23 protein-coding genes and 1 pseudogene are annotated in these 23,865 nt (G+C 65.2%); 19 read left to right on the forward strand and 5 right to left on the reverse strand.

Annotated features, from left to right (window positions below):
• Positions 1–33 precede the first annotated feature (33 nt).
• Positions 34–756, reverse strand: a complete 723-nt coding sequence (locus NUW87_RS00965; RefSeq protein ID WP_269026877.1) for a CBS domain-containing protein — start codon at positions 754–756, stop codon at positions 34–36.
• A 53-nt stretch (positions 757–809) separates the two neighbouring features.
• Positions 810–1,736, reverse strand: a complete 927-nt coding sequence (gene ypfJ / locus NUW87_RS00970) for a KPN_02809 family neutral zinc metallopeptidase (protein ID WP_269026878.1) — start codon at positions 1,734–1,736, stop codon at positions 810–812.
• 181 nt (positions 1,737–1,917) lie between these two features.
• On the opposite strand from ypfJ, the gene aspS reads away from it, so the two are divergent.
• The 16 genes from aspS to NUW87_RS01050 all read left to right on the forward strand — a co-directional run bounded on the left by aspS (position 1,918) and on the right by NUW87_RS01050 (position 18,900).
• On the forward strand, positions 1,918–3,741 hold the full coding sequence (gene aspS / locus NUW87_RS00975; protein ID WP_269026879.1) for an aspartate--tRNA ligase: 1,824 nt from the start codon (positions 1,918–1,920) through the stop codon (positions 3,739–3,741).
• A 7-nt stretch (positions 3,742–3,748) separates the two neighbouring features.
• Complete coding sequence (locus NUW87_RS00980; protein ID WP_269026880.1) at positions 3,749–5,011, forward strand: protein kinase family protein; 1,263 nt, start codon at positions 3,749–3,751, stop codon at positions 5,009–5,011.
• Positions 5,012–5,023: 12 nt separating this feature from the next.
• On the forward strand, positions 5,024–6,385 hold the full coding sequence (locus NUW87_RS00985) for a replication-associated recombination protein A (protein ID WP_377734444.1): 1,362 nt from the start codon (positions 5,024–5,026) through the stop codon (positions 6,383–6,385).
• 73 nt (positions 6,386–6,458) lie between these two features.
• Complete coding sequence (alaS, locus tag NUW87_RS00990) at positions 6,459–9,125, forward strand: alanine--tRNA ligase (protein WP_269026881.1); 2,667 nt, start codon at positions 6,459–6,461, stop codon at positions 9,123–9,125.
• A 140-nt stretch (positions 9,126–9,265) separates the two neighbouring features.
• The gene (gene ruvX / locus NUW87_RS00995; RefSeq protein ID WP_126857187.1) at positions 9,266–9,754 is read left to right on the forward strand and encodes a Holliday junction resolvase RuvX; all 489 of its coding nucleotides are present in this window, start codon (positions 9,266–9,268) and stop codon (positions 9,752–9,754) included.
• Positions 9,755–9,777: 23 nt separating this feature from the next.
• Positions 9,778–10,905 (forward strand): endolytic transglycosylase MltG, encoded by a 1,128-nt coding sequence (locus NUW87_RS01000; protein WP_269027016.1) that lies wholly within the window; start codon positions 9,778–9,780, stop codon positions 10,903–10,905.
• Between the two features lie 3 nt (positions 10,906–10,908).
• Positions 10,909–11,730 (forward strand): shikimate dehydrogenase, encoded by an 822-nt coding sequence (locus NUW87_RS01005; RefSeq protein ID WP_269026882.1) that lies wholly within the window; start codon positions 10,909–10,911, stop codon positions 11,728–11,730.
• Positions 11,731–11,740: 10 nt separating this feature from the next.
• Positions 11,741–12,166: a prepilin peptidase gene (locus NUW87_RS01010; protein ID WP_269026883.1), complete on the forward strand. Its 426-nt coding sequence runs from the start codon at positions 11,741–11,743 to the stop codon at positions 12,164–12,166.
• A gap of 37 nt (positions 12,167–12,203) precedes the next feature.
• Positions 12,204–13,427 carry a chorismate synthase gene (aroC, locus tag NUW87_RS01015; protein ID WP_269026884.1) on the forward strand — a complete coding sequence of 408 codons (1,224 nt, stop codon included), beginning with the start codon at positions 12,204–12,206 and terminating at the stop codon, positions 13,425–13,427.
• Between the two features lie 149 nt (positions 13,428–13,576).
• On the forward strand, positions 13,577–14,092 hold the full coding sequence (locus tag NUW87_RS01020; protein ID WP_269027017.1) for a shikimate kinase: 516 nt from the start codon (positions 13,577–13,579) through the stop codon (positions 14,090–14,092).
• Between the two features lie 31 nt (positions 14,093–14,123).
• Positions 14,124–15,176, forward strand: a complete 1,053-nt coding sequence (gene aroB / locus NUW87_RS01025) for a 3-dehydroquinate synthase (protein ID WP_239218197.1) — start codon at positions 14,124–14,126, stop codon at positions 15,174–15,176.
• Positions 15,177–15,178: 2 nt separating this feature from the next.
• Complete coding sequence (gene aroQ / locus NUW87_RS01030) at positions 15,179–15,613, forward strand: type II 3-dehydroquinate dehydratase (RefSeq protein WP_239218195.1); 435 nt, start codon at positions 15,179–15,181, stop codon at positions 15,611–15,613.
• The gene (locus tag NUW87_RS01035) at positions 15,613–16,704 is read left to right on the forward strand and encodes an aminopeptidase P family protein (RefSeq protein ID WP_239218193.1); all 1,092 of its coding nucleotides are present in this window, start codon (positions 15,613–15,615) and stop codon (positions 16,702–16,704) included. Before aroQ ends, NUW87_RS01035 begins: the two co-directional genes overlap by 1 nt.
• 51 nt (positions 16,705–16,755) lie before the next feature.
• Positions 16,756–17,319 carry an elongation factor P gene (gene efp, locus NUW87_RS01040; protein ID WP_239218191.1) on the forward strand — a complete coding sequence of 188 codons (564 nt, stop codon included), beginning with the start codon at positions 16,756–16,758 and terminating at the stop codon, positions 17,317–17,319.
• Positions 17,319–17,951, forward strand: a complete 633-nt coding sequence (gene nusB / locus NUW87_RS01045; RefSeq protein ID WP_269026885.1) for a transcription antitermination factor NusB — start codon at positions 17,319–17,321, stop codon at positions 17,949–17,951. Before efp ends, nusB begins: the two co-directional genes overlap by 1 nt.
• A gap of 106 nt (positions 17,952–18,057) precedes the next feature.
• Positions 18,058–18,900, forward strand: coding sequence for a PPK2 family polyphosphate kinase (locus NUW87_RS01050; RefSeq protein WP_239218186.1), 843 nt, complete (start codon positions 18,058–18,060; stop codon positions 18,898–18,900).
• Here the strand turns inward: NUW87_RS01050 and NUW87_RS01055 are convergent.
• From NUW87_RS01055 to NUW87_RS01065, 3 genes and pseudogenes are all read right to left on the reverse strand, one after another.
• On the reverse strand, positions 18,897–19,373 hold the full coding sequence (locus NUW87_RS01055) for a YbjN domain-containing protein (protein WP_239218184.1): 477 nt from the start codon (positions 19,371–19,373) through the stop codon (positions 18,897–18,899). The two genes, NUW87_RS01050 and NUW87_RS01055, sit on opposite strands and share 4 nt — an antisense overlap.
• Positions 19,373–19,855: a YbjN domain-containing protein gene (locus tag NUW87_RS01060; protein ID WP_269026886.1), complete on the reverse strand. Its 483-nt coding sequence runs from the start codon at positions 19,853–19,855 to the stop codon at positions 19,373–19,375. Before NUW87_RS01060 ends, NUW87_RS01055 begins: the two co-directional genes overlap by 1 nt.
• Positions 19,852–20,932, reverse strand: a pseudogene (locus NUW87_RS01065) (TIGR01777 family oxidoreductase). The gene NUW87_RS01060 and the pseudogene NUW87_RS01065 overlap by 4 nt, the downstream one beginning before the upstream one ends.
• 130 nt (positions 20,933–21,062) lie before the next feature.
• On the opposite strand from NUW87_RS01065, the gene pyrR reads away from it, so the two are divergent.
• The 3 genes from pyrR to NUW87_RS01080 are packed head-to-tail and all read left to right on the forward strand — an operon-like array spanning position 21,063 to position 23,865.
• On the forward strand, positions 21,063–21,638 hold the full coding sequence (pyrR, locus tag NUW87_RS01070) for a bifunctional pyr operon transcriptional regulator/uracil phosphoribosyltransferase PyrR (protein WP_269026887.1): 576 nt from the start codon (positions 21,063–21,065) through the stop codon (positions 21,636–21,638).
• Positions 21,635–22,585: an aspartate carbamoyltransferase catalytic subunit gene (locus NUW87_RS01075; protein WP_269026888.1), complete on the forward strand. Its 951-nt coding sequence runs from the start codon at positions 21,635–21,637 to the stop codon at positions 22,583–22,585. The genes pyrR and NUW87_RS01075 overlap by 4 nt, the downstream gene beginning before the upstream one ends.
• Complete coding sequence (locus NUW87_RS01080) at positions 22,582–23,865, forward strand: dihydroorotase (protein ID WP_269026889.1); 1,284 nt, start codon at positions 22,582–22,584, stop codon at positions 23,863–23,865. Before NUW87_RS01075 ends, NUW87_RS01080 begins: the two co-directional genes overlap by 4 nt.

Here is a 23,865-nt window from a genome sequence, read left to right on the forward strand (position 1 = left end):
AAGGTGTGCAGCGCCACAGCGAAACCGGGTTTATTAGGTTTCCTGCGCAAGGGCCGGAATGTCGGTCGCGCCCAGCACCGAGATAGGCTTCTGTGTCGGCTTTCCGTGTTCGGTGATGATGGCGAGGCGGGGAACCGCACCGGACTCGAGCGGGGTGCTCAGCGCCTCTACGGCAGCCGCCGCGGTGACGTTGCGCGGCAGGAAAATCGGCTGGTCCAACTTGCCGCTGTGTTCAATCACATCTGCCACGGTGCCTGCCGCGATAGTGTCGTCGTCACGCAGCTCTGCCGCCAGCCACCGCGCAATCGCATTGGTGGTGAGGAGGCCGACGCACTCGCCGCCTTCGTAGACCGGGAATTGGGCGAGGCCCTCAGAGGCGATAATCCCCAACGGCTCGTGGATGTCGGCGTCAGGGGAGAAGGTGACCACCCGCTGGTGCTCAACCACGTCCAGCGCCAGCGTCGGTGCGAGCAGGGAATCCCGGATCCGCTCGATCTCAGCGACGGTTTCCGGCAGCGGCTCGGCGATCGGGCGCAAGTTGTCGTACTCGCCGTGGCTGATGGCGTTGCGCAGATCGGCGAACTCCTGCAGCGTCTCGGATTGCTCCAGTGTGACAATGCCCTTCTTCGCCGCGAGGCGGGCCATCCACGAAAAAGAATCGGACCGTTTGGCATCGAGTTCGGTGCGCAGGAATTTCTCGATGGAGTTGAACGCAGCAAGAAACGGCACGGCGCGGTTGGGCTCAGCATTGCTCATGCCGGCCACTGTAGCGCCGTGCCGTTTGGAAGGAGGGCCGAATAAGAGGCGGTCTAGCTCTTGTACACGCCGCGGTTGAGCGTGTCGCAGGCCGACATCTGGCCGGTTTCGTAGCCGGACTTGAAGGCCTGCATGCGCTGCTCCGAAGAACCGTGGGTCCACGCATCGGGATCGACCTCGCCGCCGGAGCGCCTCTGAATGTTGTCGTCACCGATGGACTGTGCCGACTGCAGAACCTGCTGCAGCTGCTCGTCGGTGATCGGCTCAAGTGCTGCGTTCTCACCCTTAGACGCGTGGTGTGCCCACAGCCCCGCGTAGCAGTCGGCCTGCAGCTCGATTGCCACGGCCGCGGAATCCTCGCCCGGGTTCTTGTAGTCGCTCAAGCCGAGGGTGCCCTCGAGGTTCTGGATGTGGTGGCCGTACTCGTGTGCGGTGACGTACTCCTGCGCAAGCGGGCCGTTGGAACCGCCAAGCTGAGACAGCTGATCGAAGAAGCTCACGTCCAGGTACGCGGTGGCGTCCTGCGGGCAGTAGAACGGACCGGTATCAGCGCTTGCGTAGCCGCAGCCGGAATTCACGCTGCCTTTGAAGAGGGTCATTTCCGGTTTGGTGAACTGGGTTTCGGACTGGGTGGGCAGGACATCGGCCCAAATGGCGTTCAGCGATCCGATGGTCGCTGCCGCGCGGCAATCGTCGTACTCGTTGGAGGAACCCTGCTCCTGGCAGTGCTCCAGCGAGTACTCGCCCTGGGACTGCGACTGGGAGTCGTTGCCTCCGCCGCCGAGGATGCCGTTGAACGCACCGCTGAAGTACAGCAGCGCCAGCAGGACCAAAATGATGGTTCCGCCGCCGCCTCCGCGCAGAAGGAGCGGCAGCAGCATCATCGCGCCGCCGCCCAGGCCGCCGCCTCCGCGGCCACCGCCGGAGCTGGTGTTGACGTTGCCGCCTTGGCCCTGTGCGTAATCGCCTCTGAAAGTCATGGTCAGAATTGTGCCAAATATCTAGGGCACGTGTTGGATCTGGGGCGGTTTAGCCGCGGTCCAGTCCCGCACGAGGTGTCCAGTTATCGAGCGCGCTTCAGGGGGCCGGACGCGCGTCGTTACAGCGCCGGGTAAACTTTGCCAGGTTAGATTCGCCATCACGTGGAAGGACGTGGAAACCGTGCTGCGCACTCACCTTGCGGGGAACCTGAATAAAGAACTCGAAGGCCAAACTGTCACTCTCACCGGCTGGGTGGCCCGACGCCGCGACCATGGCGGCGTGATCTTTATCGACCTGCGCGACCGCTCCGGGCTGGCCCAGGTGGTCTTCCGCGAGTCCGCGGTTGCAGAGGCCGCGCACGACCTGCGCAGCGAGTTTGTTGTCCAGGTAACCGGCACGGTTGAGCCGCGCCCGGAAGGCTCCGCGAACCCGAACCTCGCCTCCGGTGAGATCGAGGTCAACGTCACCGACCTGAAGGTGCTGAACAAGGCGGCTGCACTGCCGTTCCAGATCGAGGACGCATCCTCCAGCGAGGTCGGCGAGGAAGCTCGCCTGCGCTACCGCTACCTGGATCTGCGCCGCGAGCGCCAGGCGAAAGCGATGCGTCTGCGCGCGAAGGCGAACCAGGCAGCGCGCCGTGTGCTGGACAACCACGACTTCACCGAGATTGAAACCCCGACGCTGACGCGCTCCACCCCGGAGGGCGCGCGTGACTTCCTCGTGCCGGCTCGTTTGAAGCCGGGCTCCTGGTACGCGCTGCCGCAGTCGCCGCAGCTGTTCAAGCAGCTACTCATGGTGGCCGGCATGGAGCGTTACTACCAGCTGGCACGCTGCTACCGCGACGAGGATTTCCGTGCGGACCGTCAGCCGGAGTTCACCCAGCTAGACGTTGAGGCCAGCTTCGTGGACCAGGACGACATCATCGAGCTCGCCGAAGAGATCCTGGTGGAGCTGTGGAAGCTGATCGGCTACGACATCCAGACTCCGATCCCGCGCATGACCTACAAGGAGGCGATGGAGAAGTACGGCTCTGACAAGCCGGACCTGCGCTTCGACATCCCGCTGGTGGAGTGCACCGAGTTCTTCAAGGACACCACTTTCCGCGTGTTCAAGGCCGAGTACGTCGGCGCAGTGGTCATGGAAGGCGGCGCCTCCCAGCCGCGCCGCCAGCTCGATGCGTGGCAGGAGTGGGCGAAGCAGCGCGGCGCCAAGGGTCTTGCCTACATCCTGGTGCAGGAGGACGGCGAGCTGACCGGCCCGGTGGCCAAGAACATCACCGACGAGGAGAAGGCCGGCATCGCCGAACACGTCGGCGCAAAGCCGGGCGACTGCATCTTCTTCGCCGCCGGCGAAACGAAGGCGTCCCGTGCGCTGCTGGGAGCAGCCCGCGGCGAGATTGCCCGCAAGCTGGACCTGATCAAGGACGGCGACTGGGCGTTTACCTGGGTCGTCGACGCGCCGCTGTTTGAGCCGGCCGCCGATGCCACCGCTTCCGGCGACGTCGCGCTCGGCCATTCCAAGTGGACCGCCGTGCACCACGCCTTTACCTCCCCGAAGCCGGAGTTCCTGGACAACTTCGAAAAGAACCCGGGCGAGGCGCTCGCCTACGCCTACGACATCGTGTGCAACGGCAACGAGATCGGCGGCGGCTCCATCCGTATCCACGAGCACGATGTGCAAAAGCGCGTATTCGAAGTCATGGGCATCACCGACGAGGAAGCAGACGAGAAGTTCGGCTTCCTGCTGGATGCGTTCCAGTACGGCGCCCCGCCGCACGGCGGCATCGCCTTCGGTTGGGACCGCATCGTGTCCCTGCTCGGCGGCTTCGAATCCATCCGCGATGTCATCGCCTTCCCGAAGTCGGGCGGCGGCGTGGATCCGTTGACCGATGCCCCGGCACCGATTCCGGCGGAGCAGCGCAAGGAGACCGGCGTGGACTTTAAGCCGAAGAAGGATGCCGAGGGCAAGGGCGGCGAGGCCGAGGCGGCAGGCGCCGAGAAGTAGGCCAGCGATGGGCGATACGCAGGAGATCATCCGCGCAGCCGCCGACATACTGACCAAGCGCTATGGCGGCGAGCAGCAGCTTGTGGACGTCGAAAGGCTCGACGGCTCAGGGCTGGCTGACGTGTTCCGGGCGCGCGTGGTCAACAACCCGTTTTTTCAGCACCGCTCGGTAGTGGTGAAGCATTCGCCGGCCACCGGTGACGAGCTGGCGGATGCGGCATTTTTGCGCGAGACGGTGGCGTACCAGTTCGCGACGTCGTTAAGCGAGGAAGTGCGCCCGGGCCCGGTGCTGCTGGGTTACGACACCGCACAGCGCATCCTGATCATCTCGGATCTGGGCGACGGCCGCACACTGGCCGACTTGCTGCAGGACGCGGACCCGGAAACCCACGTGGATCTGCTGCGCCGGCTCGGCCGAGCGCTGGGCAGGATGCATGCCGGCACCGCGGACGACGAGGACGCGTTCAACGTGCTGTTCCAGCGCATGACGCGTTCGCGGAAGAACGCGGCGAACTTGCAGCTGCTGCGCGATCGCCTGCTGTCGCACCGCATCCGCATCGGCGTGGAGTTTTTGGAAAACGCCGGCATCGAGATCCCGGGGGAGGTCCGGTTCGCGGCCACAAACGTGCGCACCCGTCTGCTGCGGGGAGGCATGCGCGCGTTCACACCGTTCGACCTGACCCCGGACAACGTCATTCAGACCGGCAACTCCTTCCACTTTTTGGATTACGAGTGGGCAGGCTTCAGGGATGTGACCTTCGATGTGGCATTTGTGGTTGCACGCTTCCCGGTCTTTCTTGCGGCGCAGCCGTTTAATGCGGAGGCGACCGAGGCGTTCGTTGACGCTTGGGTGAGCGAAGTGCGAGGCATCTGGCCCAGCGTGGAGCACCCGGATACACTCCAGGCGCGGATCACTGCAGGCCTTATCGGTTGGGCAATGAGCAGTGTGGCGATGCTGGATCCGGTCAGCCCGGCCGATTTGTTGGAGCACGACGCCAAGCTCAAAGAGGACTTCGAGGCTGCCGGTCTCGACGTGGCTGACCTCGGGCCGCTTGAGGCGGGCGGAGAGACAGATGAGCATCCCGCAGACCATGCCGGTGACGTTCTGCGTCCGTACTCGAAGGGGCCGTTCACCGCAGACGAGGCGCTAGTGCGCAGGGATTTGCGTGAGACGTTCGAGTCCCTCGCAGCATTCGCGGGCACCGGCAAAGACCCCGCGTACCAAACGATAAGCCACTTCGCCCAGACGTTGGCTGAGCGCCTGCGATAAGGAGAGGTTTGGGTGGAGCAAGAGGGACTTTTCTCCGCGGCCGCAAGGCAAGACGGCCGCGGTGAGCTGGGAAACCGCGGCACCGCCTTTTTCGAGGCAGGGGCAGCTGCCCCTTTGGCCGCGCGCATGCGCCCGCGGACCCTCGACGAGATCGCGGGCCAGCGTCACCTGCTCAGCGAAGGCAAGCCGCTGCGCAGGCTTATCGACGGCTCTGGGGCCGCCTCGGTGATCCTCTACGGCCCGCCGGGCACCGGCAAGACCACCATCGCATCGCTGATCGCGTCTGCGATGGGGCAGAACTTCGTCGCCCTGTCGGCGCTGTCCTCGGGCGTGAAGGAAGTGCGTGCCGTAATTGACGAAGCACGGCGGGACCTGATTCGCGGCGAGAAAACCGTGCTGTTCATCGACGAGGTGCACCGGTTCTCCAAGACCCAGCAGGACGCGTTGCTGGCCGCCGTGGAAAACCGCACCGTGCTGCTGGTAGCGGCGACGACGGAGAATCCAAGCTTCAGCGTGGTAGCGCCGCTGCTGTCGCGTTCGCTGCTGCTGAAGCTGGAGTCTTTGAACGAGGAGGACCTGCGCGGGGTGCTGGACCGGGCGATGGCAGACGAGCGCGGATTCGGCGGCGAATTCGAGCTTGACGGCGCCGCACGGGATCAGCTGGTCCTCCTCGCCGGCGGCGACGCCCGCCGGGCGCTGACCTATCTGGAAGCCGCGGCCGAGGCGGTGCAGCCGGGGGAGACCATCACCGTCGACACCGTCAAAGAAAACGTGAACCGTGCGGTGGTGCGCTACGACCGCGACGGCGACCAGCACTACGACATCGTCAGCGCGTTCATCAAATCTATCCGCGGCTCCGACGTGGATGCCGCACTGCACTACCTGGCGCGGATGATTGAGGCGGGAGAGGACCCGCGGTTCATCGCCCGCCGCCTGGTCATCCACGCGTCCGAAGACATTGGCATGGCGGATCCGACTGCGTTACAGACCGCCAATGCGGCGGCGAACGCGGTGCAGTTCATCGGCATGCCCGAGGGAAGGCTCGCCCTTGCGCAGGCGACGATCCACTTGGCCACGGCGCCGAAGTCGCCGTCGGTGATCCAGTCCATCGACCGGGCGCTGGCGGATGTGCGCGCAGGCCACGCCCCGCCAGTGCCGGCGCACCTGCGCGACGGGCACTACGAAGGCGCGAAGGCCATGGGCAATGCGGTGGGATATGTCTATCCGCATGATGATCCTTTGGGCGTCGTTAAGCAGCAGTACATGCCCGACGGTCTCGAAGATGCTGTCTACTACGAACCCACCGACCATGGTGCAGAGCGGCGCATCAAAGACTTCATCGGTAGGTTGCGTGCCCTCGTCCGCGGACGGTGACACCGGGCTGCGTGCGGGCGCGGGGTAGAGTAAGCGCGGATAAAAACCGGCGCTGCTGAAAGGACAATCACGCGTGCAAACCCATGAGATCCGAGAGCGGTTCACCAACCACTTCGTCGAGGCTGGCCACACCCCGGTGCCGAGCGCCTCGCTGATTCTGGATGACCCGACGCTGCTGTTCGTCAACGCCGGCATGGTGCCGTTCAAGCCGTACTTCCTGGGCGACCAGACTCCGGATTTCAAAAACGGCACCGCCACCTCCATCCAGAAGTGTGTGCGCACCCTGGACATCGAGGAAGTGGGCATCACCACCCGCCACAACACGTTCTTCCAGATGGCCGGCAACTTCTCCTTTGGCCAGTACTTCAAGGAAGGTGCGATCACGCACGCCTGGACCCTGCTCACTGGCGCTGTCGAAGACGGCGGGCTGGGCCTGGATCCGGAGCGCCTGTGGGTGACCGTTTACCTGGACGACGACGAGGCGGCCTCGATCTGGCGCGACAAGATCGGCATCCCGGAAGAGCGCATCCAGCGCATGGGCATGGAGGACAACTTCTGGTCCATGGGCATCCCGGGACCGTGCGGCCCCTGCTCTGAGATCTACTACGACCGCGGCCCGGAATACGGCGTCGAGGGCGGCCCGATCGCCGACGACAACCGCTACATGGAGATCTGGAACCTCGTGTTCATGGAGTCCATCCGCGGCGAGGGCGACAAGAAGGGCAACTTCGAGATCGTCGGCGAGCTGCCGCAGAAGAACATCGATACCGGCATGGGCATCGAGCGTGTGGCTTGCCTGCTCCAGGGCGTGGACAACGTCTACGAGACCGATCTCCTGCGCCCCGTGATTGACGCCGCTGTCGAGCTGACAGGAGCGAAGTACGACGCCGGCAACAAGGACAACGATGTCCGCTTCCGCGTCGTCGCCGACCACGCGCGCACCGGCATGATGATCATCCTCGACGGCGTGACCCCCTCCAACGAGGGCCGCGGCTACATCCTGCGCCGCCTGTTGCGCCGCATCATCCGCTCCGCGTGCCTGCTGGGCGCCACCGGCCCGGTGATGGAGACGCTGATGAACACCATCATGGACACCATGACCCCGTCTTTCCCGGAGATCGCGGACAACCGCGAGCGCATCCTGCGCGTGGCGGTGGCCGAGGAGAAGGCGTTTTCCAAGACCCTGGAGGCGGGCACCTCGCGTTTCGACGAGGCCGCGTCCGCCGTGTCCGCATCCGGTGCCAAGGTCCTGCCGGGTGCGCAGGCCTTCGAGCTGCACGACACCTACGGTTTCCCAATCGACCTGACCGTCGAGATGGCGCGCGAGGCCGGCCTGGACGTGGACATGGACGCCTTCAACGCTGCGATGCAGGAGCAGCGCGAGCGCGCCAAGGCCGACAACAAGGCGAAGAAGCACCGAAACGTGGACGAATCGCTCTACCGCGAGTGGGTGGATGCGAACCCGACCGAGTTTGTCGGCTACGACCAGCTCACCCACGACGCGAAGGTGATCGGTCTTGTGCGCGGCGGCGAAAAGGTCGGCGAGGTCTCCCAGGGCGACGAGGTCGAGGTCATCCTCGATGTCACCCCGATGTACGCCGAGTCCGGCGGCCAGATGGCCGATCGTGGCCGCCTGCTCATGGGCGAGACCATCCTCAACGTCAACGACGTCCAGCGCGTGGGCAAGAAGCTGTGGCTGCACAAGGCCACAGTGCAAAACGGCGGGCTCGATCTAGGCTCCACCGTCACCGCCGAGGTCGACGGCGCGTGGCGCCACGGCGCGCGACAGGCGCACTCCGCGACCCACCTGATCCACGCGGCGATCCGCCAGGTGCTCGGCCCCACCGCAGTCCAGGCTGGTTCCTTGAACAAGCCGGGTTACCTGCGCTTCGACTTCAACTACACCGACCAGCTCACGGATGCACAGCTGCAGGAAATCGCCACCATCACCAACCAGGCGGTGGACGCGGACTTCGCGGTCAACACCATCGAGACCTCTCTGGACCATGCGAAAGAAATGGGCGCGATGGCGCTGTTCGGCGAGAGCTACGGCGACACCGTGCGCGTGGTGGAGATCGGCGGGCCGTTCTCCGTCGAGCTGTGCGGCGGCACCCACGTCGAGCACGCCTCCCAGATCGGCCCGGTGGCCGTCCTCGGCGAGTCCTCCGTCGGCTCCGGCGCGCGCCGCATTGAGGCCTACTCCGGCATGGATTCCTTCAAGTACCTGTCCAAGGAGGCTGCACTCGCGTCCGGCCTGGCGGCGGAGTTGAAGGCGCCGACCGAGGAGCTGCCGGACCGCATCGCCCAGCTCAGCGAGCGTCTGCGCGCGGCAGAAAAGGAAATTGCGAACCTGCACCGCCAGCAGCTTTTGGCATCCACCGCCAACTTGGCGGATGAGGCGCAGACGGTGGGCGAGCACCGTGTCGTCGCAAAGCAGCTGCCCGAAGGCATCAACACCGGTGACCTGCGCACGATCGCCAACGATTTGCGCGGCAAGCTCCAGGCAGAAGACGCTGTGATCGTGCTGCTGTCCCAGGTGGACGGCAAGGTCTCCCTGGCCGCTGCCGCAACGCAGCAGGCTGTGCAGTCCGGTGTGAAGGCTGGCGACCTGGTGAAGCTGATCGGGCAGTACGTCGACGGTAAGGGCGGCGGCAAGCCTGACCTGGCGCAGGGCACCGGTGCGAACCCGGCCGGAATCGAGGATGCGCTGCGCGCGGTGCGTGAATCGCTCGCGGAGTAGACAGCGATGTAATGCGTGACACGCCGAGGCGGCACCCCGCCGGTTCCCCAGGAAACGGTTAGGTTTAACCGAGGCCAGTTGACCGCCCAGCCGTTAACCGGCCTGTTCCCGTAGGCGCCGAAGGTGGAAAGGACACACGGATGAAGGTGCAGCCAGACACCCCGGGGCTCAACGACCCGGGGAAAGGGCGCCGCATCGGCATTGATGTGGGCACCGTCCGCATCGGTGTGGCCTCCTCCGACCAGGACGCGACGCTTGCCACCCCGGTGGAAACGGTTCGCCGGGTCACCGGATTCAAAGACCGCGACGGCGAGGACATCGAGCGTTTGCTTGAGCTTATCGACGAGTTTGAAGCCGTGGAAGTTGTCGTCGGCCTGCCGTCGAACCTCAACGGCGACGGCTCTAAGAGCGTCAAGCACGCAAAGGAAATAGCCTTCCGCATCAAGCGCCGCAGCGACGTGCCTGTGAAGATGGCGGACGAGCGGCTGACCACGGTCGCCGCCACCCAGGCGCTGCGTGCCTCCGGTGTGCGGGAAAAGGACGCGCGCGCCGTGATCGACCAAGCGGCGGCGGTAGAGATTCTGCAATCATGGCTGGACGGCCGTAAAAACTACCTCAAGGAGAATTAACCGTGACCCCACGACAAGCCGCCATGCGGCGCACACGAAGCACCGCGGTGCTGGTTACTTCGCTCCTGCTGATCATCGGCCTGATCGCCTGGATTGCCATCGCCCGCGGCAACAACGTGTCCGACTTCGAGGGCACAGGCAACGGCGAAGAGCAGGTAGTGCAGATCAAGGAAGGCGCAAGCCTTTCCGCGCTTGGCCCCGAGCTGGAGGAACGCGGCATTGTCGCCTCCGACAACGCGTTCCAAACTGCCGCGGCAAACAACGCGAACGCCGACAATATCCAGCCGGGCTTCTACCGCCTGCAGGGAGAGATGAGCGCCGACTCCGCGGTGGACGCGCTTTTGGATCCGCAGCAGCGCATTACTCCGTTGCAGGTCTACGGCGGGGCCACCTTGATGGACATCAATATCCTCGGCGGACAGAAGCGCTTCGGAATTTTGACCATGATTCAGCAGTCCGCCTGCGGCGAGGAACCGGGGCCGGACTGCGTGAAACTGGAAGAGCTGAACAAGGTTGCCGCGGAAGCGGATCCAGAGGCCCTTGGTGTTCCTGAATGGGCCCGCGAGACCGTTGCCGGCCGGGCTGGCGACGCGAAGCGGCTCGAAGGCCTCATCGCCCCGGGCGAGTACATCATCGACCCGCACGCGAGCGCCGAGGAGATCCTCACCGATCTGATCACGCGCTCTGCCAAGCAGTACGAGTCCACCGACATTGTCGGCCGTGCCAAGGCGATTGGCCTGACCCCGTACGAGCTGCTCACGGCAGCGTCCTTGGTCGAGCGCGAGGCTCCGGCTGGCGAGTTCGACAAGGTCGCCCGAGTGATCCTGAACCGTCTGGACGAGCCGATGCGCCTGGAATTCGACTCGACGGTGAACTACGGCCTGCCTTCCGTTGAGGTTGCCACCACCGACGAGGACCGCGGACGGGTCACCCCGTGGAACACCTACGCCATGGACGGCCTGCCGCAGACCCCGATTGCTTCTCCGTCCATCGAGGCCATCGAGGCGATGGAGCACCCGGCCGAAGGCAACTGGCTGTTCTTCGTCACCGTGGACAAGGACGGCACGACCATTTTCAACGACACGTTCGAGCAGCACCTTGACGACACCCAGCGTGCGGTGGATTCTGGCGTGCTGGATTCGCAGCGCTAACCCATGGAAGCCACGCACCGCGCCGCGGTCCTCGGCTCGCCGATCGAGCACTCGCTCTCCCCGGTGCTGCACAGCGCCGGGTATCAGGCGTTGGGCTTGGACGGCTGGGAGTACACCCGCATCCTCTGCGAAGCGGACGACCTGCCAGGCATTGTGGGGGAGGCGGACGAGACGTTCCGCGGTTTCTCGGTGACCATGCCATGTAAGTTCGCGGCGCTGGACTTCGCGGACGAGGTCACCGAGCGTGCGCAGCAGATTGGTTCCGCGAACACGCTCACGCGTATCGACGGCGGCTGGCGCGCCGACAACACCGATTGCGAAGGTGCCCTGGTGGCGCTGCAGGAGCTGCTGGGAGAGACGACCCCGGCAAAGCGCGCAGTTCTGGTCGGTGCGGGCGGTACAGCTCGAGCCGTGATGTGGGCGTTGCGCGAGATCGGATGCGAGCAGGTGACCGTGGTCAACCGCTCGGACCGCGCAGCGGAGCACGTGGAACTGGCACAGGGCATGGACGTGTCCTTCTGCACCTTCGACGCCGACCTTGAAGCGGCTGCTTTGGAAGCGGACGTTGTCGCCTCCACCGTTCCCGCGGATGCACTGGAACAACATGCCAAGGCACTTGGGCATGCTCCGGTGTTCGACGTGATTTACAACCCGTGGCCGACGTCGTTGGCCGTGAGCGCCGCCTCGAACGGCTACCCGGTGGTGGGTGGGCTGTCCATGCTGGCGGGGCAGTCGTACGCCCAGTTCGAGCAGTTCACTGGCATTGCTGCTCCACGGGCGGAGATGCGTGAGGCGCTGTTGCGCCACTGGGAGCAGACCCACTAACCTCACCGGCGTGGGGATTGGGGGATTCGCCGCCTATGCGGCAGGGGCAGTTTTTCTTGCATGGTCGGCGCTGCTGTGTGTCTTTGACATCCGCGAGCGCAGGCTGCCGGATGCGCTGACGGGGCCGCCCATGGTCGCAGCTTTGGCCGCCTGCTTGTGGGAACCGTCCCTGGCGTGGGGGCTGCTGTGGCCGGGGTGGTATCTGCTGGTGGGCCGGGGCATCGGTGGGGGAGACATCAAGCTCGCAGTCCCGCTCGGCGTGGCTTGCGCGGCGGTCGGTGGGCCCCTTGGAGTCGTTGCCGGGTTTGGGCTATCAGGTCTCTTCACCGTAGGAGTGGCGGTGGTGTTTCGGAAACGTTCTGTGCCGCATGGCCCGTCGATGCTCTGCGCGCTGTGGGTGCTGTTTCCTTTTTTGTGTATGTATTCGGGGGTTTGAAGGCAGATGCGCGCAGTGCTTGTGCAAGAATGTCGCCATGCTTCGTTGGACAACGGCCGGTGAGTCGCACGGCCAAGCCCTCATTGCGCTGGTGGAAAATGCGCCGGCGGGTCTGCCGGTGCGCAAAGACGAGATTGCCCATCAATTGGCGCGACGCCGCCTCGGCTATGGGCGTGGCGCGCGCATGAAGTTTGAAGCCGATGAGCTCACCCTCCTCACCGGAGTGGTGCACGGCACTTCAATCGGCAGCCCCATTGCCATCCAGATCGGCAACACGGAGTGGCCGAAGTGGACCACGATCATGTCGGCGGAGCCCGTGGACATGCAGGACCCTGATGTGGCGAAAGCGATGGCGTCCGGGCGCGGAGCGTCGCTGACCCGCCCGCGCCCGGGCCACGCGGACTTTGCCGGCATGATTAAGTACGGCTTTGACTCCGCGCGTCCGGTGCTCGAACGCTCGTCTGCGCGCGAGACTGCCGCGCGTGTGGCTGCGGCGACGGTGGCCCGCAGCTTCCTGCGCGAAACGTTGGGTGTCGAGGTGTTCTCGCACGTGATCTCCATCGGCGAGTCCGCACCGTACGCGGGCCCGCACCCGAGTTTCAAAGACATCGAGGCTATCGACGCCTCCCCGGTGCGCGCCTACGACAAGAACGCGGAAGCGGACATGGTGGCCCGCATCGAGGCGGCGAAGAAGGACGGCGACACCCTCGGCGGCATTGTCGAGGTGATCGTGGACGGGCTGCCCGTCGGCCTGGGCTCGCATGTCTCCGGCGAGCGTCGCCTGGACGCGCGCCTGGCTGGCGCGCTGATGGGGATCCAGTCGGTGAAGGGCGTCGAGGTCGGCGACGGTTTTGAGGAAGCGCGCCGCCGTGGCTCCCAGGCGCACGACGAGATGGTGCGGGGCGCCGACGGCATCGAACGCTCCACTAACCGCGCAGGCGGCCTCGAGGGAGGCATGACCAACGGCGAGCAGTTGCGTCTGCGTGCGGCGATGAAACCGATCTCGACGGTTCCGCGCGCGCTGCAGACCGTCGATATGTCCACCGGCGAGGCCGCGACCGGCATCCACCAGCGCTCGGATGTGTGCGCGGTGCCCGCTGGCGGTGTGGTCGCCGAGGCGATGGTCGCGTTGGTTTTGGCGCAAGCCGTGTCCGAGAAGTTCGGTGGCGATACTGTGGACGAGGTGCGGCGCAACGTGGAGGCCTACCGCGCGTACGCTGCGGACCGGCTCACGTTTGCCCAAGAGGAGGACATGGCATGACCACCCAGGCCGGGGGAGCCCCGGTAGATATCGTGAACGACTTGGTGGATGAACTTGCCCCGGAACCTGCGGAAAGCGAGAAGGGGTCGACGCCGTTTGACGAGGAGGACGCGCCTAGCGCGACCGAACTTGTCGCTGCGGCGCCGACGATGGTGAACGCCGCACCGCGGGTCGTGCTGGTTGGCATGCCGGGGGCCGGAAAGTCCACCATTGGCCGCCGCATCGCCAGCGCGTTGAACCTGCCCATCGTGGACTCCGACGTGCTGATCGAGCAAGGCGAGGGCAAGGCCTGCGGCGAGGTGTACGCGCAGCTGGGCGAGGAAGCTTTCCGCGAGCTTGAGGTCGGCTACGTCGCCCGCGCGCTCGCCACCGGCGGGGTAGTCAGCCTCGGCGGCGGTGCGGTTGTCTCCGAGCAGGTGCGCACGCTACTGCAGCGCCACACCGTTGTGTGGATAGACGTCACCGCGGAGGAGGGCATCCGCCGTACTGCTGAGGACGCGTCGCGTCCCGTGCTTGACGGCGACGACCGGGAGCAGCGGTACCGCGACCTGATGAAGCAGCGCGAGCCGTTGTACCGCGAAGTCTCCAGCTTCCGCGTGCGCACGGACGAACGCCCGCCCCAGCGTGTGGTGGCGGAAATCCTCGGGTTCATCGACGTGGATTAACGTGGTCTAACTCATCAGAAAGGCGAGACGCATGGCCGTAGTTGAGGTCACGGGCCAAAACCCGTACTCCATCCATATAGAGCGCGACAATGTGGACCAGGCTGCCCAGCGTGTCGCACGCATCGGCGCCCGCCGGGCGCTCATCGTGCACCAGGCGCCACTAGCAGAAGCGGCAGTGCAACTCGCCCGCACGCTTGATGCCGGCGGAGTGCAGCCGGTGACGGTCTGCGTGCCAGACGCGGAAGCCGGCAAAGACCTGGCGGTCCTTTCCAATCTCTGGGATACGCTCGGTGAGCGCGGTTTTTCCCGCCAGGATGTGGTGGTCGGCCTCGGCGGCGGCGCGGTGACGGATCTCGCAGGCTTCGCCGCGGCGACGTGGATGCGCGGCATCAAGGTCGTGCAGGTGCCCACCACGCTGCTGGCCATGGTGGACGCGGCCGTCGGCGGCAAGACCGGAATCAACACTTCCGCCGGCAAAAACCTCGTCGGCGCGTTCCACGAGCCAGACAGCGTCTTCATCGACCTCGCCCGCATCGACACCCTCCCGGAAGCGGAGGTCGTCTCCGGCTCTGCGGAGCTGATCAAAACTGGCTTTATCGCGGACCCGCGCATCCTCGAGCTCTACCAGGACGGTGCCGATAAGCACTGGCCAGAGTTGGTGGAGCGTTCCGTGGCGGTGAAGGCGAGCGTTGTCGGCCAGGACCTGAAGGAGTCCGGTCTGCGCGAAATTCTCAACTACGGCCACACGCTCGGCCACGCCATCGAGCGCCGCGAAAACTACTCTTGGCGGCACGGCAACGCGGTTGCGGTGGGCATGATGTTTGTGGCTCACCTGGCATTGGGCAGGAAGCTTATCGACGCACCGTTGGTCGCCCTCCACGAAGAAATCCTGACCACAGCCGGTCTTCCCACCCGCTACGAGGCGGGTGCATTCGACGAGCTGCACGACGCAATGCTGTTGGACAAGAAAAACCGTGACGGCCGCATCCGCTTCGTCGTTCTCGACGGGTTGGGCTCTTGCACCCGGCTCGAGGATGCGACGGCGGACGAGATGCGTGCCGCCTTTGATGCGATTTCGGAGTGACGATGAAGATTTTGGTGCTCAACGGGCCGAACTTGAACAGGCTGGGCAAGCGGCAGCCGGAGATCTACGGGTCGGTGACGCTGGCGGACGTCGAGAAGCGTTTGCTTGATCGCGGCGGCGAGCTCGGCTTGGAGGTGGAGTGCCGCCAGTCCAACCACGAGGGCGAATTGATCGACTGGGTGCACGAGGCGGCGGACAACGGGTGGGCCGTGGTAATCAACCCCGGCGGATTTACCCATACCTCCGTCGCGCTGCGTGACGCGCTGGTAGAACTGAAAGATCACCACGGCTTTATCGAGGTGCACATTTCCAACGTGCACGCACGCGAGCCGTTTAGGGTGCACTCCTACCTTTCGCCGATCGCCGAAGGCGTCATCGCCGGGTTGGGGGTGGACGGCTACCGGCTCGCGCTCGACTACTACGCAAGGAGGCTCTGATGGCACTGGCAGACACCCGATTTGAAGACCGCCGCCGCAAACTGTCCACGAAGCTGGCGGAGCGCCGCATCGACGACATGCTGGTCACGCACCTGACACATGTGCGCTACCTTTCGGGCTTTTCTGGCTCGAACGGCGCCATGCTGGTGTCGAAGGACCGCACCGCCGCCATTGCTACCGACGGGCGCTACACCACCCAGATTGGCGAAGAGGTGCCGGACATCGAGGCCACAATTGAGCGCAACGTTGGCGTCGCCATGCTGTCCAAGGCCGCCGAAGGCCACCGCGTGGGTTTCGAGGCCGACTATGTTTCGGTAGCCCAGCTGGAAAGGCTGCGCGAGGCCTGCCCCGAGGGCGTCACCCTAGTGCCGGTCAGCGGGGTGATCGAGGACATCCGCTTAACCAAAGACAACCTGGAGCTCAAACGCTTGACGGAGGCGGCGGAGCTGACGGTCGAGGCGCTCGATGGACTGCTGCAGGCCGGTCAGCTCCGCGCTGGCCGCACCGAGCGGGAGGTGGCTGCGGACCTGGAGTACCGCATGCGGGTCCTCGGCGCGGAGCGCGTCAGCTTCGACACCATCGTCGCCTCTGGGCCGAACTCGGCGAAGCCGCACCACAGCGCGGGCGACCGTGTCATTGCGGACGGTGACCTAGTCACCATCGATTTCGGCATGCACCGACTCGGCTTCAACTCGGACATGACGCGCACGTTCTCGATCGGTCAGATTGGCGAGCTTGAGCGCGAGATCTACGAGGTGACCCTCGCCGCCCAGCTGGCGGGAGTGAAGGCCGCGGTGCCGGGGGCAAAGCTTGTGGACGTGGACAAGGCCTGCCGCGACGTGATTGCAGAAGCCGGCTACGGCGAGTACTTCGTGCACTCCACCGGCCACGGTGTGGGCCTAGATGTGCACGAGGCTCCCAGCGCCGCGAAGACCGGCACAGGGGTGCTCGAAGAGGGCATGACGTTAACTATCGAGCCAGGGATCTACATCCCGGGCAAGGCGGGCGTGCGCATCGAGGACACCCTCATCATCACCTCGGCGGCGCCGAAGGTGATCACGGAGTACACCAAGGAACTGACGGTGCTGTAACATTGCTGTGTTTGTACACGCCCCGATACTCCCAGGAGGAAGGTACTCAAGATGGCAACTACCGCCGATTTTAAGAACGGCCTGGTGCTGAAGAACGAAGGCAAGCTGCAGCAGATTGTCGAATTCCAGCACGTGAAGCCGGGTAAGGGTCCGGCGTTCGTGCGCACCAAGCTCAAGGATGTCGTTTCGGGCAAGACCGTGGAGAAGACCTGGAACGCGGGCGTGAAGGTGGAGACCGCGACCGTGGACCGCCGCGACATGACCTACCTGTACAACGACGGCACCAACTACGTTGTCATGGACGACAAGACCTTCGAGCAGTTCGAGCTGCCGGCGGAGAAGTTCGGCGATGCAGCCCGTTTCCTGCTGGAGAACATGCGCGTGCAGGTGTCCTTCCACGAGGGCGACGCGCTCTTTGCGGAGCTGCCGATCTCTGTGGACCTGAAGATCGACCACACCGAGCCGGGCCTGCAGGGCGACCGCTCCTCCGGCGGCACCAAGCCGGCCACCCTCGAGACCGGTGCCGAGATCCAGGTGCCGCTGTTTTTGGAGACCGGCAACGTGGTCAAGGTGGACACCCGCACCGGCGAGTACCTGTCTCGCGTGAACAACTAATGCCCGATTACAAACGACACGGCGCGCGCTACCGTGCGCGCCGCCGGGCAGTAGACATTCTTTTTGAGGCGGAAACCCGCGACGTCGACCCCGTCGCCATCGTTGAGGACCGTGCGCAGCTGTCGCAGAACCCGCTCAACGCCGTCGCGCCGGTAGCGGACTACACCCGCAACATTGTCGCGGGAGCCGCGGAGAAGCTGGACGATCTCGACGACGCGATCGAGCGCCACCTCTCCGAGGACTGGGAGCTGTTCCGCCTGCCCGCCGTTGACCGACAGATTCTGCGTGTTGCCGCGTGGGAGATTCTCTTCAACGACGAGGTGGACGCACCCGTGTCCATCGCCGAGGGCGTGGAGATGGCCGCGGAGTACTCCGGGGCCCAGGCAGCGCCGTACATCAACGTCGTGCTCGACGGCATCGCCCAGCGCGCAGCATCCAACTCGCCGTTCGCCGGCGAGGGGGCGGAAGACGCCTACCCGGTAGAGGACGAGAGTGTCCCCGCCGATGAGCACTCGGAGGACCCCGGGCTGGAGCAGTCGGAGGACACCGACGCAGCCACGGCCCACGAGATCGCCGAGTCCACCGAGGACTTGGAGGCTGGGGATCCCGCGGCGGAGGAACCTCGCACCTAGGATCCAGAAAAGGTCGAGCGAAGGAGGTCGAGTACGCGCCTATTGCGCGGTATTCTCGACCTCCTTCACTCGACTTTCAGGGCGAACACCACCGAAAGGAAACGACATGTCGAAACTCACCATCGAGGAAGCCAAGCAGTTTTTCGTGGGCCCCGATTTCCAGCTCGCGGATGTGGACCCGGCCGCCACACCAGACGTCTCGGACGTGGACGACGCCTTCAACGACTACGACGACGACCTGGACGAGCTGCAGGAGATGCTCTTCGCCAACGGCCGCGCCGGAAACGACAACGCCGGTTCGATTCTGCTGGTGCTCCAAGGCATGGACACCGCCGGCAAAGGCGGTATTGTTCGCCACGTTATCGGCGCGACCATGGACTTGCAGGGCGTGCACGTCCAGGGCTTCGGGCGGCCGACGGAGGAGGAGGCGGCGCACGACTTCTTGTGGCGCTTTACTCCACACCTGCCCAAGCCGGGACAGATCGCGGTATTCGACCGTTCGCACTACGAGGACGTGCTGGTGCAGCGGGTGAAGCAAATGGCGCCGCCGGAGGAGATTGAGCGCCGCTACGGCGCGATCGTGGAGTTCGAAAACGAGCTGGCCGCCAACGGCACGAAGATCATCAAGGTGATGCCCCACATCTCGCGCGAGTTCCAGGCGGAAAACCTCAAAGAGCGCATCGAGCGGGCGGACAAGCACTGGAAGTACAACGCGAGCGACATAGACGACCGCAAGCTGTGGAGCCAGTTCATGGCCGCCTACCAGATCGCCATGACGCGCACGTCTACCGAGGTCGCGCCGTGGTACTGCATCCCGTCCGACAACAAGAAGTACTGCCGCACGGTGGTCAAGGCATTGCTTTTCGACGCACTAAAGTCGCTCAACCTCGAGTGGCCTGCCGCCGACTTTGACCCCGAGGTTGAGCTGGAGCGCCTGGAGAACTCTTAGTCGGCGGAGTCTGTGTCGGCGTCTGCGGGGGAGACGCCTGCGGCTTCGGCCTGCTTCTGGATTTCGCTGACCAGGGCGCGCATCGCGTCCTGGGTGGCCAGCACGCCGTCGACGGCGGCCTTGAGCGCGTTGGAGAGCTGGTCGTCCGCAAGCCCTGCGCCTACCTGGATTTCGGACTCGGTGCGCACGACGAGGTTCTCGGTGCGGTTGACCACGAGCGCGCGGGCATCCAGGTAGGAGCTGTTGACCTGGTTCGCCGCCAGGTACAAGGTGGCGTCCGGGTCGTCGGCTGGTGTGTCGGTGACGGAGTCCGCGCGGACGATGAGCACGGAATCCAGCAGCACGAAAAGAAGGTTGTAGCCGTTGACGTTGGCGTGGCCCGCGCGGCCTGAGGGGTCGTCGGCGACCTCCACGTCGTGGCCGGCCATGGCCTTGATTACGCGGTCGATGGTGACGAGCGTTGCGTTGCTCATTACTGCGGCTCCTCCCAGGTGACAACGGTGGGGAAAGTGTTCTTCAAAAAGTCGAAGGCCTGCAAGGTGGCGTCGATAGAGCTGACGATGAAGGCGCCAAGCTGGTTGAACGACGCGCCGTCGGCGATACGCATCGCGCGGATGGCGCTGATGGCCAGCTGCTCCTCGCCGCGTTCGAAGAAGCGCAGGGTGGGCGCGAAGTGCGTTTGGTTGTGTTCGTTGCAGGCGTAGAGCACTTTCGGCGCCATCTCGCGGGGGAACTCTCCGCGCCACAGCGCCTCGAACACGAGGTGGTCGCCGTCGATGGCGACCACGATGGCGGCGTTGATGAAGCCGGAGCGCACCACCTGGTCTTCGATGCGGTACTCGAGGTTTTCCTCCTCGAAGATCGCGGCGACGGCCTCAGGCGTGACCTTCTCGGTCACGTTGCGTTCTGGGTGCTCGCTCGGCTGGACGGGCTCTTCGGTTTGATCTGTAGTCACGCCTGCGAGACTAGCAGCTGCTCGCGGCCCAACTCGTGGCGCAGGGCGGCGTCGAGGGTCGGGTAGCGCAGCTTCCAGCCGCGCTCGGCGGCCACAGTGGGCAGGACCCGTTGGTCGGCCAGTGCGAGCTCGTGCGCGCCTTCTTCACCCAGTAGCAGTTTCGGGCCGAACGTCGGGATGGAAAACACGTCCGGCCGGCGCAGCAAACGCGCGAGAGTGGAGGACATCTCGGCGTTGGTCACAGGTTCCGGGGCGGTAGCGTTGACGGGCCCGGAGACCGTGTCGTCTATTAGCGCGCGCACGTAGAAATCGGTGAGGTCGTCCAACGCCACCCAGCTCATCCAAAGATCCCCGCACCCGAACCGCGCGGAGAGCCCCGCGTTGACGCTGGCCTTGAGCACCGGCAGCAATCCGCCCGCGCTGGAAAGCGCCAGCCCGGTGCGGATGTGCACGCTGCGCAACCCCTCGACGCGGGCCGCCTCTTCCCATGCCTCGCAGACCTCGGCTAAGAACCCCTCGCCGGGCCCGTCAGCTTCGGTGCGAGGCACGCTGCCTGCATCGGTGCCGTAGTAGCCGACCGCGGAGGCGTCGACGAAGACGTCCACGCCGGAGTCCGCGGCCAAGCGGGCGAGCTTGCGGGTGGGTTCCACACGCGAGTCGCGGATTTTGCGCTTCTTTTCCTCGGTGAACCGGCCCATGATGGTCTCGCCCGCGAGGTGGATCACCCCGTCGACGCCGCGCAGCAGGTCAGGTGCCGGATCGTCCATGTCCCAATGCCGCTCGCCCAGGCCCGCTGATCCGCGCACCAGCGGGATCACGGTGTGCCCGGCGGTGGTCAGTTGCGCGCGCAGGTGGGTGCCGACGAGGCCGCTGGAGCCTGTCATGGCCACGGTCTTCGGAGCAGCATCCGGCAGGGAGGCGGAACACGGTGGTGCCATTGCGTATCGACGCCGCTTCGCTTTGCACCCGCATCGGCAGGAACCCGGGGGTGAGGCGGGTGGCGGCGCCCAGGCGGGTGTGCCAGCGCCACACGGTGTCGCGGTCGAAGGGCAGGGTGTACTCAGCGCGGATGCCCATGGAATCCTTCCCGGCTTCTGCATGCAGGTGCTAAGGTGAAACGCGGTCCCAAGACTACACACGGCCCCGGCAAGTGGGGTCGGTTCGAAATCCTTTAAATTCCGCACTGTGAGGCGGGGAAGGAGGTTCGATGAGTGAGAACGAACGGTCGACCGTCGAGTTGCTGAACGCTCAAGACGTCGGCCGCACTGTTGCACGCATCGCGCATCAGATTATTGAGAAAACGGCGTTGGACGATGAGACCAGCCCACAGGTTCTGCTGTTGGGAATTCCGTCCGGGGGAGTGCCGCTGGCGCAGCAAATTGCAGTAGCCGTTGAAGAATTTTCCGGGGTGGAAATCCCCGTGGGCAGCCTGGACACGACGCTGTACCGCGATGATTTGCGCAACCGTCCCCACCGCGCGCTGCGGCCCACCAATATCCCGGTAGATATCGACGGGGCGGTGGTGATCCTGGTCGACGACGTGCTGTACTCCGGCCGCACCATCCGCGCGGCGCTGGATTCTTTGCGCGACATCGGCCGCCCCGCAGTTATTCAGCTGGCGGTACTGGTGGACCGCGGCCACAGAGAACTGCCCATCCGCGCCGACTACGTGGGCAAAAATATTCCGACCTCGAAGGACGAGGACGTCACCGTGTCGCTGAAGCCGCTCGACAACGAGGACCGGGTCACCCTGGCCAGGCCTGCAGAGGGAGGCACGAAATGAAGCACCTGATCGACATCGCGGATCTGTCCCGCGAGGAAATTGTCGGCCTGATGGACGAGGCGGACCGTTTCCGCGAAGCGCTGGACGGCCGCCAGATTAAGAAGCTGCCCACCCTGCGGGGCCGCACGGTGATGACCCTGTTTTACGAAAACTCCACCCGCACCCGGTCATCGTTTGAGACCGCGGGCAAATGGATGAGCGCGGACGTGATCAACCTGTCCGCATCCTCGTCGTCGGTGAAGAAGGGCGAGTCGCTCAAAGACACCGCCGCGACCCTTGAGGCGATCGGTGCAGACGCGATCATCATGCGCCACCCGGCCTCGGGCGCATCATCGCTGTTGCGCAAGTGGCTGCCGGAAACCAGCATCATCAACGCTGGCGACGGCCAGCACCAGCACCCCACCCAGGCACTTTTGGACGCGGTGACCATGCGCCAGCACATCGGCGACGTGGCGGGAAAGACCGTGCTCATCGTCGGAGACATCCTGCACTCGCGCGTGGCGCGCTCCAACGTGGACCTGCTGCACACCCTCGGCGCCGAGGTTGTGCTGGTGGCACCGCCGACGCTGCTGCCCACCGGAGTGCAGTACTGGCCGGCGCGCGTCTCACACGACTTCGACGCCGAGGTCGAGCAGGCGGACGTGGTGATGATGCTGCGCGTGCAGGCTGAGCGCATGCACGGCGGTTTCTTCCCGTCGCACCGCGAGTACGCCACCCTGTACGGGCTGAGCAAGGACCGCGCGAACCGCATGAAGGACTCGGCGCTGATCATGCACCCGGGACCGATGCTGCGCGGCATGGAAATCAACTTCGACGTCGCGGACCGCGACAACGCCGTGGTGCTGGGCCAGGTCTCCAACGGTGTCTACACCCGCATGGCCGTGCTGTTTACCCTGCTGGCCAGCTCTGACGAGCGGGGCAACGCTGAGGAAGGAGCCATCAAGTGACCACGCTCGCTTTGAACAACGTCCGCCCGTACGGCGAGGACGTGACCAACATTCTCATCGATGTCACCGACGGCGTGATCGACGCGGTCGGGGAGAACCCCTTCGACGACGCTGACGAGGTCGTGGACTGCGGCGGCAACGTCTTGCTGCCGGGCCTGGTGGACATGCACGTGCACCTGCGCGAGCCGGGCCGCGAGGACACCGAAACCATCGCTACCGGATCCGACGCCGCGGCGAAGGGCGGGTTTACCGCCGTGTTCACCATGGCTAACACCTCCCCAGTGATCGACCAGCCGTTCCTCGCTGAGGCGGTGTGGAACAAGGGCCAGGAGTACGGCAAGTGCGACGTTTACCCGGTCGGCTCCATTTCCCAGGGGTTGAAGGGTGAGCAGCTCACCGAGATCGGGCTGATGTCCCGCAGCGGCGTGCGCATGTTCTCCGACGACGGCAAGTGCGTCAACGACCCGCAGCTGATGCGCCGCGCCATCGAGTACGCCAAGGCGCACGATGTGGTCCTCGCGCAGCACGCCGAGGACCACCGCATGACCGAAGGCTCCGTCGCCCACGAGGGCGAGCAGGCCGCACGTCTGGGCCTGCGCGGTTGGCCGCGCGTGGCGGAGGAGTCCATTGTGGCGCGCGACGCGATCATGACTCGCGACTACGGCGGCCGCTACCACCTGTGCCACGCCTCCACTGAGGGCACCGTGGAGCTTCTGCGCTTTGCCAAGAACCAGGGCATCGACGTCACCGCCGAGGTCACCCCGCACCACCTCATGCTCACCGACGAGAAGCTCGCGACGTACGACGGCCTGTTCCGCGTGAACCCGCCGTTGCGCGAGGCCCGGGACGCCGAAGCGCTCAAGCAGGCGCTTCTCGACGGCACCGTCGACGTAGTCGCCACCGACCACGCCCCGCACGGCTCCGAGGACAAGTGCGTGGAGTTCGAACACGCCAAGCCCGGCATGCTCGGCCTGGAGACTTCGCTTGCCGTGGTCCACCGCATCTTCGTGGAGACGGGCGAGGCCGATTGGCGCTTCGTGGCCAAGGTCATGAGCGAGCGTCCGGCTGAGATCCTGAGGCTTGAAGATCAGGGCCGACCGATCAACGTCGGTGAGCCGGCCAACCTGGTGCTGGTGGACCCGCAGTCACCCTGGACCGCCTACGGCGATGAGATGGCGTCCAAGGCGTCCAACACCCCGTACGAAGGCATCGAATTTTCCGCCCGCGTGGTTGGCACCTGGCTGCGCGGCACCCAAACCTACGACGCGAAGAAGGCGTAA

The organism is Corynebacterium pilbarense (assembly GCF_026930265.1).
Taxonomy (GTDB): Bacteria; Actinomycetota; Actinomycetes; order Mycobacteriales; family Mycobacteriaceae; genus Corynebacterium; species Corynebacterium pilbarense.